The 15,408-nt window shown below is 64.0% G+C and carries 13 protein-coding genes; 7 read left to right on the plus strand and 6 right to left on the minus strand.

Annotated features, from left to right (window positions below; genetic code table 11):
* Nucleotide 1: 1 nt before the first annotated feature.
* The 3 genes from HNQ40_RS07535 to HNQ40_RS07545 all read right to left on the minus strand — a co-directional run bounded on the left by HNQ40_RS07535 (nt 2) and on the right by HNQ40_RS07545 (nt 4,031).
* Complete coding sequence (locus HNQ40_RS07535) at nt 2–1,624, minus strand: hypothetical protein (protein WP_184677267.1); 1,623 nt, start codon at nt 1,622–1,624, stop codon at nt 2–4.
* 105 nt (nt 1,625–1,729) lie between these two features.
* Nucleotides 1,730–3,616 carry an AAA family ATPase gene (locus tag HNQ40_RS07540; RefSeq protein WP_221435417.1) on the minus strand — a complete coding sequence of 629 codons (1,887 nt, stop codon included), beginning with the start codon at nt 3,614–3,616 and terminating at the stop codon, nt 1,730–1,732.
* Nucleotides 3,617–3,662: 46 nt separating this feature from the next.
* On the minus strand, nt 3,663–4,031 hold the full coding sequence (locus HNQ40_RS07545; protein ID WP_184677268.1) for a PadR family transcriptional regulator: 369 nt from the start codon (nt 4,029–4,031) through the stop codon (nt 3,663–3,665).
* Nucleotides 4,032–4,141: 110 nt separating this feature from the next.
* On the opposite strand from HNQ40_RS07545, the gene atpD reads away from it, so the two are divergent.
* Nucleotides 4,142–5,587 (plus strand): F0F1 ATP synthase subunit beta, encoded by a 1,446-nt coding sequence (atpD, locus tag HNQ40_RS07550; RefSeq protein ID WP_184677269.1) that lies wholly within the window; start codon nt 4,142–4,144, stop codon nt 5,585–5,587.
* A gap of 5 nt (nt 5,588–5,592) precedes the next feature.
* Here atpD and HNQ40_RS07555 read toward each other — a convergent pair whose 3' ends face one another.
* Nucleotides 5,593–5,997, minus strand: coding sequence for a hypothetical protein (locus HNQ40_RS07555; protein WP_184677270.1), 405 nt, complete (start codon nt 5,995–5,997; stop codon nt 5,593–5,595).
* A gap of 152 nt (nt 5,998–6,149) precedes the next feature.
* Here HNQ40_RS07555 and HNQ40_RS07560 point away from each other — a divergent pair, with 152 nt between their 5' ends.
* The 4 genes from HNQ40_RS07560 to HNQ40_RS07575 all read left to right on the plus strand — a co-directional run bounded on the left by HNQ40_RS07560 (nt 6,150) and on the right by HNQ40_RS07575 (nt 11,299).
* Nucleotides 6,150–7,067: a prohibitin family protein gene (locus HNQ40_RS07560; RefSeq protein WP_221435418.1), complete on the plus strand. Its 918-nt coding sequence runs from the start codon at nt 6,150–6,152 to the stop codon at nt 7,065–7,067.
* Nucleotides 7,068–7,418: 351 nt separating this feature from the next.
* A complete protein-coding gene (locus tag HNQ40_RS07565; protein ID WP_184677272.1) occupies nt 7,419–8,867 on the plus strand; it encodes a glucoamylase family protein in 1,449 nt (482 codons plus the stop codon).
* 181 nt (nt 8,868–9,048) lie between these two features.
* On the plus strand, nt 9,049–9,831 hold the full coding sequence (locus HNQ40_RS07570; protein WP_184677273.1) for a hypothetical protein: 783 nt from the start codon (nt 9,049–9,051) through the stop codon (nt 9,829–9,831).
* 79 nt (nt 9,832–9,910) lie between these two features.
* Nucleotides 9,911–11,299, plus strand: coding sequence for a C1 family peptidase (locus HNQ40_RS07575; RefSeq protein WP_221435419.1), 1,389 nt, complete (start codon nt 9,911–9,913; stop codon nt 11,297–11,299).
* A 1-nt stretch (nt 11,300) separates the two neighbouring features.
* Here the strand turns inward: HNQ40_RS07575 and HNQ40_RS07580 are convergent, their stop codons facing one another.
* A complete protein-coding gene (locus tag HNQ40_RS07580; RefSeq protein ID WP_184677274.1) occupies nt 11,301–13,124 on the minus strand; it encodes an NfeD family protein in 1,824 nt (607 codons plus the stop codon).
* Between the two features lie 103 nt (nt 13,125–13,227).
* Between HNQ40_RS07580 and HNQ40_RS07585 the strand changes: the two genes are divergently transcribed.
* Both HNQ40_RS07585 and HNQ40_RS07590 read left to right on the plus strand, forming a co-directional pair.
* Nucleotides 13,228–14,112 carry a ThuA domain-containing protein gene (locus tag HNQ40_RS07585; RefSeq protein ID WP_184677275.1) on the plus strand — a complete coding sequence of 295 codons (885 nt, stop codon included), beginning with the start codon at nt 13,228–13,230 and terminating at the stop codon, nt 14,110–14,112.
* Nucleotides 14,113–14,309: 197 nt separating this feature from the next.
* Nucleotides 14,310–14,516 carry a hypothetical protein gene (locus HNQ40_RS07590; protein ID WP_184677276.1) on the plus strand — a complete coding sequence of 69 codons (207 nt, stop codon included), beginning with the start codon at nt 14,310–14,312 and terminating at the stop codon, nt 14,514–14,516.
* A gap of 66 nt (nt 14,517–14,582) precedes the next feature.
* Here the strand turns inward: HNQ40_RS07590 and HNQ40_RS07595 are convergent, their stop codons facing one another.
* The gene (locus tag HNQ40_RS07595) at nt 14,583–15,377 is read right to left on the minus strand and encodes a ZIP family metal transporter (RefSeq protein ID WP_184677277.1); all 795 of its coding nucleotides are present in this window, start codon (nt 15,375–15,377) and stop codon (nt 14,583–14,585) included.
* Nucleotides 15,378–15,408: the final 31 nt, after the last annotated feature.

A 15,408-nucleotide genomic window follows, 5' to 3' on the forward strand; every position in this document is an offset into this window, starting at 1 on the left:
CCTATTTAAATTTGTCCTTCAGCAGGTACTCGCTGGGTTGCAGTTCTTCATCGAAGCTGCGCATCGGCACGCCGATCATGGTGTCGCCCTTCTGGTGGTCTTTGATGACGTTGACCGGGCGGTCGATGACCTGCTTGGGGTTTTCGTGGTCGGCGACGAAGAGGCGGACCTGGAGTCGGGAGCGGTCGCTGAAGTACCAGGTGCCGTTGCTGTAGGTCCATTTGGTTTCGCGAGACCAGGCTTCGCTGGGGATGCGGATGTCGAGGATCTCGGCGTCGGGTTGTTGCACGGCCCAGCCGGACTTGGCGATCTCGATCGCGGCATCACGATCAGCGCCGGCGAAGTTGTCGGCGGGCGGCTGGTTCTCGCGGATGATCAGTTCCTTGAGCGAGTCGGCCCGCTGGTTCAGGCTGGCCTGCAGCGCGTCGTATTCCTTCTGCACCGCGGGGCCGTTCTCGGGATCGATCACTACCAGTAGGGCGAGCTTGTCTTCCGCCCAACCCATCCGCTGCGGGATCCCGCCTTGGAACCACATGGGCTTCTGGTTCTCAACCGCCTCGGTCGCGTATTTGTCGGCCTCGGCCATGTCTTCACGGATCGAAGCGGGGAGCAGTTTTTTCTGCTCTTCGATCTTCGCGTCGAATTCCTGGAAGCTCTTGAGAGCCCCGTTGCCCACCGATTCGATGGTCTTGCCCATCTCGGTCTGCTGCTGCATCTGTCGTTGGTAGGCCTTGGCGATGCGGATGAGTTCTTCCTGGGCGGCGGGGCGTTGGGTGAACAGCTCGGCGGCGCGGGCTCGGTTGTCGGTAAACACCCAGTCCTGGCGGTAGTCGCCGCTCAGGCCCGACAGGCGCTTACGGTCGGCGTCGAAGTTGGGGAACTTCGCCGGGTCGATCATCGCCATGAGTTGTTCGTGCAGCGGGGCAAAGTAGTCTTCGCTGCCCTGGATCTGTTCGAGCGACTTGGCGAGGGCGTCTTTGGCGCCGGCGACGCCCTGCCCGTTGGCGGGGAGCTTGGCGAGGCCTTCTTCGACGAAGCCCGCTTGGCGTCGCGCCTCGGCGATGGTGGCCAGCGCCTGAGCGGTGACGCGGTGGTTGATCAGCATCTGATCTTCGACGGGAAGCAGTTCGGCGTGGAGCTTGGTGAGGCCGTTGGCGGGGGCGACGACCTTGTTCTTGTAGGTGAACTGGGTGTTTTTGAAGTTGTCGGCGTGGGGGTAGCCGAGCTTAACCTCGCCGTCTTTGGGGCCGGCGTCGGCGGGTGCCTGGCCGCCATTCATGATCGCGGCGAGCTTCTGGTAGAGGGTGACGTTGGTGTTGTATCGCTCGGTCGCCTCGGCGACGCCCGCTTCGCCAGCGGGCAGCCCGGCGACGAGTTTGCCCGCGGGTTCGAGGTCGCCGTAGGCCTGCTTGAGGCGTTGGGCGAGCAGTTTGCCGGCCGAGCCCTTGGGCGGCGTGGTGCGGCCGGCGAGGTTTTGCTCAACGGATTGGAGGTTGCTCTCGGCGCGGCGGAGCAGGCCGTTGATCTTGTCGACGTCGGCTTGGGTGTCGGCCAGCGCGGGCGCGGCGAAAGCAAAGAGCAACGCGAACAGCGCGGCGAATCCGGTGCAACGGGACATGGACATGGTTGAACCCTCCCTCAGGGTGTTTGAAGTGGCTTGGTAATCACTTCAGCTTACCCGGAGTGGGGCGCGGCGCTAAGGAGAATGATGGCGGGTTTTAGGGGTGGATCATCCGCCGGCGATCGACCGGGCCAGGGCGAGGTAGTCCTTGGCGCCGTTGGAGTCGGGGGCGTAGGCGTGGACCGACTGGCCGAAGCTGGGGGCCTCGGCGAGCTTGATGTTGCGGCGGACCGGCGGCTGGAAGACCTGGCCCTCGGCCCACGGCTGGGTGGTGCCGCGGGCCGCCTCGAAGAAGCCTTCGAGTTCACCGATGACTTCGCTGGCCAGCAGCGTGTTGCCTTCGTGCATGCAGAGGACGACGCCAGCGACGGTGAGGTTGGGGTTGATGCCCTGGCGGACCATGCCGATCGTCTCGAAGAGCTTGGTCATACCTTGCAGCGCGAGGAAGTGGGCCTGCATCGGCACGACGATCTGCGAAGCGAGAGTCAGCGCGTTGATCGTGAGCAGGCCCAGGCTCGGCGGGCAGTCGATGAGCACGTAGTCGAACTGCTGGATCAGGTCTTTGCACTTGTTGCGGAGGATGGTTTGGGCCAGGCCCGTGGCGATCATGTCCGACAGTTCGGATTCGACGCCGGCGAGGTTCGTCTCGGCGGGGAGCACCGCTAGGCGTTTGTCGTCCCGCGCGGTGTAACGCACGACCTCCATCGCCGTGGTCTCGGGATCGGTGAACAAGTCGTAGTTGGACTTCTCGATCTCGTCCGGCTCGATGCCCAGCGAGAGCGTGAGGTGGGCCTGCGGGTCGAGGTCGATGCAAAGGACGTTGAGCCCGAGGTTGGCCAGTGCCGCACCGACGTTCACGGCGGTGGTGGTCTTGCCGACGCCGCCCTTCTGGTTCATGAGAGCCAGGACGCGGGTGGCGTCGGGCTTGGGCAGGGGCTCGAGGGATTTCGGACTTGCGATTTCGGATTTCGGGGTTTCGGGCTCCGAAGCCGCGGGTTCATCTTCAATCGAGTCCGTGTCTTGAGATGCTGCGGGCTCGGTTCCCCCTTCTGCCGGGATAGGGCTGGGGTGAGGGGGCTCGGGGGTTGGCTCAGATGCCGTGGGCGCATCAGTTTCGGCCGACACCGCGGCGGCTGGTTCCACTTGATCAGGCACGGAAGGCTCAACTGCGACTTGCGTGCCCTCGTCCGACCCGCTTTGCGGGCCACCTTCGCCCGGCGGGAGAAGGGTTAGCAATGCCTCTGCAGCGCGGTCGCCCAGAGTGAGCAGGGATTGACCGTTGACGTGCCAGGCATCGCCTTCGATTTGATGTAGATCGTCAGTGTTGATCCACGTCGCCATCGGGTCGGCCTGGGCGACCTGCACCTGGAGTTGGCGGATGACGTGATCGTTGCTGTGATTGGGTTCAGTGGCAGGCCGTATGCGGACGATGGTTTTTGGCGCGGGTTGGCCGTCGTTCAACTCATCGCTGATGAGTTCGAAGATCGTTTGCAGCTGTTGGCTATAGGCGTGGGGGTCGGGGTTATTGAGGCTGGTGTCGGATTCGCCCTGATACCAGATGATCCCCGCGAGACGGGGGTTGAGTCCTTCTTCAAGCAGGGATTCCCAGGCCTCGGCCGACGCAGCGAGCATGAGGTTGGTCAGCGTGGACGGGTCGTCGTGGTCTTCGGGCCGCCAGTCGGCGTAGAGCGAGGTGCCTCCGCGATCGGATTTAATGAGGGCGACGGGTGTGTTGCTGCGGGCCGCGAGGGTGTGTCCCAGCGAGAGTTCGAGGCCGAACCCGCCGGGGTGTTCGCCGCTGTTGGGCGCGAGCGCCGACCATTGGCGGACGTGCGGCCGATCGAGGCGTTCGTTGCCGGGCGAGTTGAGCGGCGCAAAGTAGATGCGAGCCGAGGCGTGCGGGGCCTTGAGCACATCGGGCAGTTCGTGGCTTTGGCCGCTGCCGGACATATTGGATTGGCCGGCCAGGAGGTAGACGTCGATCGGATCGGGCATGCTGGGGGCATTGTAAAGAGTGCGCGCACTTCCGCTTTTGGCGGGATCAGACCGGCAGCGTCGGTCGGGCGATACGGCGGAGCGATGGCAGGACGACCGACTGCATCTGGGCGAGCATCGCTTGCCAATCCGCGGCGTAGGCCCGGTACTGCTCACGGCCCACGTCGGTGACGCGGTATCGCTTGCGGGCGCGGCCGCCGACGGTTGCGGCCTCGGCATGGATCAGGCCCTGCTCGGCAAGGCGGTGGAGCAGCGGGTAGAGGGTGCCGTAGGGCAGGGGCTGCCCGGTAGTCAGTTGGAGCTGTTTCTGGATCGCGTACCCGTGGGCCGGCCGGTCGGCCAAGACCGAAAGCACCAGCACCTCGAGGCTGGCTCGAAACAGGTCGCGGCGGTATCGGGGGGCGGTTTCGGGCATGGGCATCACAATATATCGAATTTCGATATATCTGGTTTGTGGTGGCTCCGGGCTCGCGTTATCTTCTCCGCTCGCACGATTAGTGAACCCGTATCCCCGAAAGGTTTTTCATGGCCAGCACCGGCACCGTCACCCAAGTCATCGGCTCGACCTTTGACGCCCAGTTCCCCGAATCGGACCTGCCCGAGATCTACAACGCGATCAAGATCACCGGCAGCCACAACGGCATCGACATCAACCTCACCGGCGAAGTGCAGCAGCACCTCGGCGGCGGCGAAGTCCGTGCGGTCGCCCTCGGCTCGACCGACGGCGTGATGCGTGGCATGGAATGCGTTGACCAGGGCGAGCCCGTCGCGGTGCCCGTCGGCGAAGGCGTGCTCGGCCGGGTGTTCAACCTGCTGGGTGAGCCCATCGACGAACGCGGCCCGGTCAACACCGGCAAGACCTCGCCCATCCATCGCAAGCCGCCGGCCTTCACCGCCCTGAACCCCCGCACCGAGATCCTCGAGACCGGCATCAAGGTCGTCGACCTGCTCTGCCCGTTCGTCCGCGGCGGCAAGATCGGCCTGTTCGGCGGTGCGGGCGTCGGCAAGACCGTCATCATTCAGGAAATGATCGCCCGTGTGGCCCGTGAGTTCGGTGGCTACTCCGTGTTCTGCGGCGTCGGCGAACGGACCCGTGAAGGCAACGACCTCTGGGGCGAAATGTCCGAGGCGGAATACACCGATGCCGAAGGCAACACCGCTCACGTCATCGACAAGGTCGCCATGGTCTTCGGTCAGATGAACGAACCTCCGGGTGCTCGTCTGCGTGTTGCTCTGTCGGGCCTGACCATGGCCGAAGAGTTCCGCGACGCGTCGGGTAAGGAAACGCTGATCTTCGTCGACAACGTGTTCCGCTTCACCCAGGCCGGCTCGGAAGTGTCGGCGCTGCTCGGCCGGATGCCTTCGGCGGTGGGTTACCAGCCGACGCTGTCCACCGAGATGGGCGAACTGCAAGAACGGATTACCTCGACCGAAAAGGGCGCGATCACCTCGGTGCAGGCGATCTACGTGCCCGCGGACGACCTCACCGACCCCGCCCCCGCCACGGCGTTCTCCCACTTGGACGCGTTCGTCGTTCTCGCCCGGGGTATCGCTGAGAAGGGCATCTTCCCCGCGGTCGACCCGCTGGCCTCGACCTCGACCATCCTCGACCCCGGCGTGCTGGGCGAAGAGCACTACGCGGTCGCCCGCTCGGTGCAGTCGATCCTCCAGCGTTACAAGTCGCTGCAGGACATCATCGCCATCCTCGGTGTCGACGAGCTGTCGGAAGAAGACAAGCTGATCGTCGGCCGTGCCCGTAAGATCGAGCGCTTCCTGTCGCAGCCGTTCTTCGTGGCCGAGGTGTTCACCGGTTTCCCCGGCATCTACACCCCGCTGAAGGAAACCATCGACAGCTTCAAGCGCCTGTGCGAAGGCGAAGGCGACGACATCCCGGAATCGGCGTTCATGTACGTCGGCACCCTGGACGACGCCAAGGCCAAGGCCGAGAAGATGGCCGCCGCCGCGAGCTGATCGCTCTACAAAGTCTGGAACCCACTCGAACCCGCGGAGTCATCCGCGGGTTCTTTTTCTTTCACGATGATGCCCGCCGCGTTCAATTCGCCGTCGGTGATCACTTGGTTTTGGTCCAGGTCGACTTTATCGATGGCGGCGTTGAAGTGCGCGTTTTCCGAGAGAACACGTTGCTCGTGGACGCTGATGATGAACGGGATCCCGAAGTATCCGGAGCCGAGGTTTTTCTCGGCGGGATAACTGGACTTCACGTGAGACGCGAAAGCCGACATGCCGGCATCGGATTCAAAGCTGACCGCTTTACGGGATTCGGACGCCTTGACCACCTTGGTGCCGCCGACATTGATGAGGCAACCCATCTGAACCAGAGCCAGGCAGACCGTGAGAGACAAAAGAATGGCGCGTTGCATGGGGACTCCCTGAAATGGAAATGAGCGTATCCGTCTAATGGACGTAAATCGCCGGGTTATCTTTCATCAGCGGGAGCAAAGAAGCAAGAAATTCCATCGGCGGGGTGGGGGTTCCCTTAAAATGCGGCCGTATCATTGTTTGAATCGCCCCGTTGCTGAAAGAGCTTGCCATGCACCCCGCCCTGCAAAAAACCGCCCCAATCGTGTTGATCCTGGTCCTGTTGCTGATTGGCGTGTCACGCTGCATCAAGATCATCCCCGCTGGCCACGTCGGCGTGGCGACCTTGTTTGGCAGTGTCGATGATGAGGCTTACGAGGCGGGCTTTCATATCGTCAACCCGTTGCTGGGTTGGTCGCTCTACGACACGCGCCAGCAGTCGCATTACGAGACCTCCAACGTTCCGAGTCAGGACCAACAGAACACCGAAGTCGACATCTCGGTGCAGTACCGCGTGATCGGGACGATGGCGCCCTCCATGCTCGAGAACACCGGCTCGAAAGAGAAGGCGATCGAAGTCCACCTCGTGCCGAACCTGCGCTCACTGATCCGCGAGTCGGGCAAGACGATTCAGCGTGCCGAAGACTTCTTCAACGACACCACCCACCAACGGCTGGAGACCGACATGACCGAGAGCCTGCGTCAGACGCTCGGGCCCAAGGGGATCGAGGTCGAGGAGGTGCTGATCCGCGACTTCCGTTTACCGTCGGTCATCCTGCGGCAGGTGGAGCAGAAGAAGGTGAAAGAACAGGAAGCCGAGCGCGAAAAAGCGGAGCTTGAACGGATCACGATTGAATCGCAGCAGAAGGTCGTTCAGGCCAAGGCCGAGCGTGAAGCCGCCCAGGAAGAAGCCGAGCGTCGGAAACTCATTGCCGACGCCCAGGCCTACGAGATCCAGAAGATCAACGAAGCGATCTCGGCAAACCCCGCGTACATCCAGCTGCAATCTCTGGAAGCCCTGAAGTCCATGAGCAAGGATCCCGCGGCGAAGATTTACTTCCTGAATGGCGACAGCCCCGCCCCCCTGCCGCTGCTGAATCTGGGCGAAGGCAACAACGCCCTGAACAAGTAGCGATAACTCGCAGACCCGGAGGCCGACATTCGCTCTCGACAGCGCGTGTGCCCCGGGGGTACACTGGTGACGTCTAGAGTGGTATTTCTTTGATTTTCATGTCTTTATCGCCGTTCGGCAGCATGGTTGGAATGAACCGTGTATCGGGAGAAGCCGTATGAACACTGAAGCGCTCCGGCCCGCCTTGCCGATGGGATAGATGGTTCGCGTAGCGGCGGATCGGGCGTTCCAAGAGGGTCCGAGATTATCCCGCCAGCGTGATGAGTGATGCGGCGACAACACGCCGCGAGACCCGAACGGCTCGGGTCGGCTACGCTATCTCCGGCGGGCAGATCGAATCGAGGTACATCGATGATCCAGGTGTTTCGGAAAGTGGTCAAGGCAATCGCACTCGCGGCCGTGGTGGCCGGCGTGCATTCGGCCGCGCCCTCGGCGGCGGTGGCTCAGGTGCAGAACGATCGGCCGGTGTTCATGAGCGACCGCGCGTTTCTCGACGAATGGCAGCTGCGCTGCTTCAAGTACTTCTGGGAACAGACCAGCCCCGCGACCGGCATGACCGCCGACCGCGCCCCCGCCGACGGCAGCCGATTGGTCTACGCCGGCGAAGAACCCGCGGGCAGCATCGCCGCGGTCGGCTTCGGCCTCACCGCGCTGACCATTGCGGATGAACGTGGCTGGGTGGAAACCGACGCGTCGCAAGAGCGCGTCGTTACCACGCTGCGTTTCCTGCTCGACAAGGCCGAACACAAGGAAGGCTTTTTCTACCACTTCATCGACATGACCACGGGTCAGCGGATCTGGAACTGCGAAGTGTCGTCGATCGACACCGCCCTGCTCTTGGCGGGTGTGTTGACCGTACGTCAGTACTACTCGGATCACGCTGAGATCCCCGAGCTCGCGACCGCGATTTACGACCGCGTGAACTGGCCGTGGATGATGAGCGACGGCAAGACGCTGAGCATGGGTTGGACGCCGGAAGAAGGCTTCATTACCTGGCGGTGGGACCACTTCAGCGAGCACCTCGTGCTGCAGATGCTGGGCCTGGGCAGCAACACCCACCCGCTTCCCGAGCACACCTGGCACAACTGGAAGCGTGGCCCGGTCTACACCAACGAAAACACCGGCGAACGTTTCATGTCGTTCCCCCCGCTGTTCGTGCACCAGTTCAGCCACGCGTGGATCGATTTCCGCGGCAAGCGTGACGACTACGCCGACTACTGGACCAACTCGGTCTTCGCCACGCGGGCCCACCGCGACATGTTCAGCTCGCCCGAGCTGACCGAGCGTTTTCCGCACTACAGCGAGATGCTCTGGGGCATCACCTCCAGCGACTCGGCCAATGGCTACACCGCCTGGGGCGGCCCCGATCCCTCGCCGCACATCGACGGCACCATCGTGCCCTGTGCCGCAGCTGGTTCGATCCCGTTCAAGCCCGACGAGTGCATTGCCGCCGTCCGCCACATGGTGGATGTCTACGGCGACAAGGTGTGGAAGCACTACGGCCTGGCCGACGCCTTCAACCCCGCCACCGGCTGGGTCGCCAACGACGTGATCGGCATCGACGTGGGCATCACCATGCTCATGATCGAAAACGAACGCTCCGGCTTCGTCTGGCGTCAATTCATGGCCAACCCCGAGATCAACCGCGCCATGCTCACCGCCGGCTTCCGTCCGCTGCCCGCGGATCAGGAACAAGCCGTGGCCCTGTTCTTCGATGGCGACGGCCCGAGCTACGCCTACGCCGAGGACTCCCCGGAATCGTCCGAGCCGACCGACACGGACGCCACTTCGGCCGAGTGATCGGTTCCTCACTTTCGACAAACCACGCTGCCCCGGCTTCGATCGAAGTCGGGGTTGTTTTTATGCGTTGCGCTGGCACCGGAGCGGGCTTCGACCTGAAACCCACGCCGCCCGTTACAATCCGGTGGTTCTGCGGCCTGCTTTCCGCATCGGCAACCATCAAGAGTCGGGAGACCTCGGCGTGGCGCAACTCAAAAACAAAGTCGGCAACTTCTTCGCGTGGGCCCTCAAAGGCAAGGAGCCGGTGTCGGTCGATGTCACCCGCCGGGAGGACCCAGACCAACCCGAGGTGAAGAAAGAAGTCTCGATCCAGCAGCTCAAGCAGGGCTACGGCGAGGTCATCGAGACCATGCAGTCGGTCCGCACGCACCTCGAACAGCAGGCCGACCGCAGCGAGAAGATGATGGAGCTGCTCAGCGGACTGCCCGATGTGCTGCAGTCGATCCCCGACAGCGCCAACCGGCACACCGGGATGCTCCAGGCGATCCACAACCACCTCGAAGACCAGAATCAGACGTCCAAGCAGCTCACCGACGCCATCACCGGCCTCGCCACCGCGTCGTCCCACCAGCAGCGGGCGTTGACTTCGATCGACAACCACCTGACCGAGGGCCACGCGAGCCGCACCGAACTCAGCCAGGGTGTCGCCGCGTTGAACGACACGCTTGGCGAAGTGAAGCAGTCCAACGCCGCGACGCGTGACTCGATGGGCGCGGTGGTCGAGCAGACCCGGGTCAACGACGAGCGGATGCGGGAGATGTACCAGCGCAGCCAGAAGATGAACACCATGATGGTGGTTCTTTGCCTGGTGTTGGCGACCGGGGCGTTGGCGCTGGGTGGGTACATGGCGGTGCTGGTCAGCAAGGTGGTCAACGAAGAGCCCGGCGTGGCCGCCACGACGGTCCAGCCCGCCCCGGGGGATATGGCTTCGTTTGAGCCGGCGGGGCCGCCGCTGCCCGAGTAGACCTGCCCGGGCATAGAATCGGTTACCGAATCAACCCGCCGCTCCGTGTTTATTCGGGGCGGCACCTTTGGAGTTTTCCTTGACCACGCTTTCCTCGTCTTCGTCCCCGACCTCGGCCGATGCCGGCATCTCTCCCGAATCTCTCGCGCAGTGGCGGCAGGCCTTCGACGAGAACCCGCAGCACCGGCTGATGCAAAACGCCGTGACCCGGGCGGCGCTGGACGATGTGGCGCTCGACCGTGAAGTGGTCACGGGCATCGACCACACCTTCAGCCACGTGCTCGACGACTGGGCGGTGACCAGCCAGAAGAAGTCGGGCCGGTGCTGGATGTTCGCGGGTTTGAACCTTCTGCGCGTCGGCGCGATGAAGAAGATGAACCTCAAGGCGTTCGAGTTCAGCCAGAACTACACGTTCTTCTGGGACAAGCTCGAGCGAGCCAACTACTTTTTTGAACAGATCCTGCTGACTGCGGACCGCGACATCGACGACCGCGTCGTCGCCTACCTGCTCGACCACCCGCTCGACGACGGCGGGCAGTGGAACATGTTCGTCAACGTCGTGAAGAAGTACGGCCTCGTGCCCAAGTCGGCGATGCCCGAATCCGAAAGCTCATCCAACACCCCGCGGATGAACGCCAACCTCAAGACGATCCTCCGTGAAGGCGCCGCCACGCTACGCAACCTGAAGGCAAACGGCGCGGTCCGTGAAGCACTCGACGCCAAGAAACAAGACCTGATGCAGACGGTCTACCGCGTCTTGGCGATCCACCTCGGCACCCCACCGACCGAGTTCGACTGGCGGTGGAACGACAAGGACAAGCAGTTCCACCACGTCGGCACCGTCACCCCGCAAGAGTTCGCCGAGAAGTACTGCACGATCGACCTCGACGACTACGTCTGCCTCGTGCACGACCCGCGTCCGTCTTCACCGCAAGGCAAAGCCTTCACCGTCGCCCACCTGGGCAACGTGCTCGGCGGCGACTACGACGGCGGCGTGCGCTACGTCAACGTTGATATCAACCTCATGAAAGACGTCACCCGCCGCAGCATGACCGAACGCGGCGAGCCGGTGTGGATGGGATGCGATGTCGGCAAAATGATGCACCGCGAACTCGGCATCTGGGACGCCAAGCTGTTCGACTACGAGGGCGTGTATAACGCCAGCTTTACCCACGACAAAGCGGATCGCCTCATCCACCACCAGACCTTGATGACCCACGCCATGATGTTCACCGGCGTCGACGTCGACCCCGGCACCAACTCGGCCCGCCGCTGGCGCGTCGAAAATTCCTGGGGCGACGAGAACGGCATCAAGGGCTACTACACCATGAACGACTCGTGGTTCGACGAGTACATGTTCGAGGTGGCGGTTCACAAAGACCTCTTGCCCGCCGACGTGGTTGCCGCAGCTCAGAGTGAACCCGTCGTCCTGCCGCCGTGGGACCCGATGGGGTCGTTGGCCGAGTGATTCAGCTTTCCTGAACCGCATCCACCACGATCGAATAGCGTGTGACTTCCACGACGCGGATGGGTGTGCCGGGCTCGAGGAAGGCGCCGAGGCTGGTGACGTCGATGACTTGGCCGTCGATCTCGGCTTCGCCGGCGGGGCGTAGGGTGCTGAGGACTTTGCCGGTTTGGCCGACGGTGATGTGGCCGTTGCCGTGGACTTCGTCGCCGGCGAGGTGGGTGGGTTCGGTGACGTCGCCGGCGCTGGCCTGGGCGTCGGCGAGGACGAGACGGCTGAGGCCGGGGATGTTGCCGAAGTTTCGCATGAGCAGGCCGATGCCCACGCCGCCGAGCACGAAGGCGATGACGGTGGCGAGCAGTGCGGCGAGGAGCTGGTTCCACATGCCCGGGGCAGGGATGCCGCCGGTGCTCGGGATCACCGAGATCACGAGCGCACCGATCATCACGATGATGCCGACCACGCCGAGGACCCCGAAGGTCGCACCCCCCAATCCGATTTCGACGATCAGCAGCGTAAGCCCGACCATGAACAGCAGGATGTGCCAGATGTCGGCCAGGCCGATGATCATCGGGGCGCCGAACAAGCCCACGAGGGCGAGCAGCGCGATGGCTCCGGGGATGCCCAGGCCGGGGGCTTGGAGTTCGAGGAACACGCCGATGGCGAGCAGGACCACGAGGATCGCTCGGACCCAGAGCTTGGTGAGGAAGCCCGCGAAGTTTTCCGACCAGCTCTGGTCGATCCGCGTGACGCTGGCGGCGCCGAGGTAGCGTTGCAGGTCGGCGTCGTTTTGGATGGTGGCTTTGGAAAGGCCGATGTCGGCGGCGAGAACGTCGTCGGTGGTGAACAGCAGGCCGACGCCGGAGTGGAACCGGCCGTTGGGCGCGGACTTGCCGGAGGGCAGGCTGATGACGGGCTTCCAGACGCCGACGTCTTCGGGGCGGTAGGACTCGGCCTCGGCGAGGTCGAGGGTGGTGTTGGTGGGGCCCAGTGTTTGGCTGTTGCTGCTGCCGGGGATGGGCAGGCTGGGGATGTTGCCGCTGGGGGTGCTGGTGGAGTTGTCGATGGGGATGCCGGTGGAGGCCGAGAGATCGCCGTTGACCATGACGGCGTAGTCGGCCTGGTTCACGACGAGGCGCTCGCCGGTGTCGGGGTGTTCGATGAGGTAGAGTTCGACGCCGAGCACGCACATCGCGTGGAAGGTGGCGTAGGTGTAGCCGTTGGTGGCGGCCGAGTTTTTGAACTCCGCGGCGATGGGCGAGAAGGCCTTGGCACGCTCGGTGGGCGAGAGGTTCATGCCCGGCACGATCGGGGCGCAGTCGCCGGTCTGGGCGGCGGGGGCCATGATGATCTCGTCGCAGGCCGCGGCGATCATGATCCCGGCCGAGAGGGCCTTGGGTTTAATCCAGGCGACGGTGGGGACGGGGACCTCGGTGGGGTCTTTGAGGTAGCGGGAGATGTCGAGGGCGGCGGTGACGAGTCCGCCGTTGGTGTCGATCTCCAACACGATGACCGAGGCGCCGTCGGCCAGGGCACGATCGATGCGGCGCTGCAGGCTGTCGAGGGTGAAGTCGTAGATGATCCCTTCGATGGGGATGACCGCGACGTTCGACCCGCTGGGCAGGCTCGACACCGTTTTGGCGGGGGCGGATGCGGCGGTTGGATTGGACTCGGCCGACGCCTCGGTCTCAACGACCTCGCTTTCGGCGGCGGCCTCGGTCACCGGCGGATCAACCTCCGGGCTGGGTTCAGACGCCGGCTCGGCCAGCCCCAGCATCAATCCGAGGAGAACAAGCAGCAGCCCGGCACGGCGAAAAGATCGTTTCATCACGCCTCATTATAGTTCGCCCCCTCCGCCCCCGACACACTTGCCTGCCCGTTTGCCGAGGGGTAAAACCTATGTTCCCCTCTAAGCCAACCAGGAGTTTCTTATGGCCTCATCCCCCCTACGCGTCACCGTCTGGCACGAGTACCGGCACGACAACCCCGACAGCGAACACCCCAACGCCACCGCCATGGAGCTCTACCCCGATGGCATGCACGGCGCGATCAAGTCCGCGATCGAAGAGCACCTCGGCAGCGATGTCGTAGTCACCACCGCCACCCTCGACCAGGACGACGATCACGGCCTGTCGGACGAACTCCTGGCGAACACCGACGTGATGACCTGGTGGGGCCACATGGCCCACGACAAGGTCAAAGACGAGTGGGCGCAGAAAGTCGCCCAGCGTGTCCGCGAAGGCATGGGCCTGGTCGTGCTGCACTCGGGCCACTACGCCAAGCCGTTCAAGCTCCTCATGGGCACCAACTGCCACCTCAAGTGGCGCGAGGCCGGCGAGAAGGAGCGGCTCTGGGTCCTCAGCCCCGGCCACCCCATCACCGCCGGGATGACCAAGGACTACATCGAGCTCGAGCACACCGAGATGTACGGCGAGCACTTCGACATCCCCGACCCCGACGAGCTGGTGTTCACCTCCTGGTTCGAAGGCGGTGAGGTCTTCCGCAGCGGCTGCGTCTGGAAACGCGGCGCGGGCAAAGTGTTCTACTTCCGCCCGGGCCACGAGACGTTCCCGATCTACCACAACGCCGAGGTCCGCCGGGTGATCGCCAACGGCGTGAAATACGTTGCCCCGCCCGAGGGCTTGGCCAAGCCCATCACGGTGACGTGGGACGAGCCCCAGCGTGACCTGGGGGCCGAGGTGCCCGGCGGGGTCGTGCCGTATCGCGAAGGCTCGCCGTGTATCAAAGAATCGCTCTCGCCGATCGAGGCCGAGCACGAGGTGGACGAGTCGCTGCACAAGCAGGCGAACGAGTAGCCTCGAACGGCGATCCGTAAAAATTTCATGAATTGTGGAGGATTGGCCACCATCCGCCGATATCTCCTGCGCGGATGCTGTATGCTCTCCGCCCCCCGCCTGCACGCGCCGACCCGTCGGCGTCCCGCCTGCCCCCGGCTTTGCCGGACCCACCCCCAAACTGGCCACCCCGGCCAAACGGAAGTTTGAGAAACCCGATGTTCGATTCGTTAGCCCAGACTGTACTTTGCGTGACCCACGGCCTCAGCAACTCCGCCGAAGCCGCCCAGCTCGACAAGCCCGGAAAGAAGATGGACCGCCGCACCCGTTCGCTGTTCAAGCGTCTGCCGATGGACACCAACAGCGACCTCGAGGTCCTGCTCAACCAGGAAGGCGAAGCCGACCCGTCACTCCGCGCGGCCTGAACACGCAGTAAAACCAGATATTCGGTTTAGCGGGTGACGCGAAGCGTCCCCGGAGATATCGCTGCGCTACAGCACGGTCTGGATCAGCATCATCCCGCCGAAGCCGAAGGTAAACGCCCAGGCGACGCGCTGGCAGCTCAGCGTCTTATTCGCTTCGGGGATGAGTTCTTCCACGACCAGGAAGATCATCGCCCCCGCCGCGAAGGCCATCAGCCACGGCATCAGCGGGTTGAACAGCCAAGCGGCCAGCACCGCGGGTACCGCCGCGATCGGTTGGGGCACGCTGGTCAACACCGCCAGCCAGAAGCACTTGTGCAGCGACACCCCCGCGGCGCGAAGCGGGATCGCCACAGCCAAACCCTCGGGGATGTTGTGGATGCCGATCGCCAGCGCGAGGTACGAGCCCATGTTGGGGTTGTGGGCGTACTCGGTGCCCTCGGCGGTGTAGCCCACGCCGACCGCGACGCCCTCGGGGATCGAGTGGATCAGCATCGCCAGGAAGATCAGCAGCCCGCCCGCCCCGCCGACGCCTTTGCCCAGGCGTTCGCCCAGGTCGTGGTCTTCGATCAGCTTGCCGGAAAGCGAGAGGAAGCCCGCGCCGATGAAGAGCCCCCCGAGGATGGGCAGCATCTTGGCCAGGGTCCAGTGAAACGCGGCCTCGCCCTCGCCGACCTGCAGCCCCGGGAGGATCAGGTTGTAGACCGAGGCGGCAAACATCAGCCCGGCGGCCACGGCATAGCCGGTGCCCGAGTGGCGCTTGGGGTCCAGACCCGGGACCATCAACGGCACCACCCCGAGCCCACACGCCAACGACGCGAGCAGCCCCGCCACCACCGCCTTGATGAGGATGTCGTCGGGCATGACGCCATCGTACCGGGCGGCCCGTCTGTGG

This window comes from Algisphaera agarilytica, from assembly GCF_014207595.1.
Classification (GTDB): Bacteria; Planctomycetota; Phycisphaerae; order Phycisphaerales; family Phycisphaeraceae; genus Algisphaera; species Algisphaera agarilytica.

Excerpts from the sequence above, each read along its gene's own strand:
- HNQ40_RS07535 (WP_184677267.1), bottom strand. The coding sequence starts at position 1,624 with ATGTCCATGTCCCGTTGCACCGGATTCGCCGCGCTGTTCGCGTTGCTC.
- HNQ40_RS07540 (WP_221435417.1), bottom strand. The coding sequence starts at position 3,616 with ATGCCCGATCCGATCGACGTCTACCTCCTGGCCGGCCAATCCAATATG.
- HNQ40_RS07545 (WP_184677268.1), bottom strand. The coding sequence starts at position 4,031 with ATGCCCGAAACCGCCCCCCGATACCGCCGCGACCTGTTTCGAGCCAGC.
- atpD (WP_184677269.1), top strand. The coding sequence starts at position 4,142 with ATGGCCAGCACCGGCACCGTCACCCAAGTCATCGGCTCGACCTTTGAC.
- HNQ40_RS07555 (WP_184677270.1), bottom strand. The coding sequence starts at position 5,997 with ATGCAACGCGCCATTCTTTTGTCTCTCACGGTCTGCCTGGCTCTGGTT.
- HNQ40_RS07565 (WP_184677272.1), top strand. The coding sequence starts at position 7,419 with ATGATCCAGGTGTTTCGGAAAGTGGTCAAGGCAATCGCACTCGCGGCC.
- HNQ40_RS07580 (WP_184677274.1), bottom strand. The coding sequence starts at position 13,124 with ATGAAACGATCTTTTCGCCGTGCCGGGCTGCTGCTTGTTCTCCTCGGA.
- HNQ40_RS07585 (WP_184677275.1), top strand. The coding sequence starts at position 13,228 with ATGGCCTCATCCCCCCTACGCGTCACCGTCTGGCACGAGTACCGGCAC.
- HNQ40_RS07590 (WP_184677276.1), top strand. The coding sequence starts at position 14,310 with ATGTTCGATTCGTTAGCCCAGACTGTACTTTGCGTGACCCACGGCCTC.
- HNQ40_RS07595 (WP_184677277.1), bottom strand. The coding sequence starts at position 15,377 with ATGCCCGACGACATCCTCATCAAGGCGGTGGTGGCGGGGCTGCTCGCG.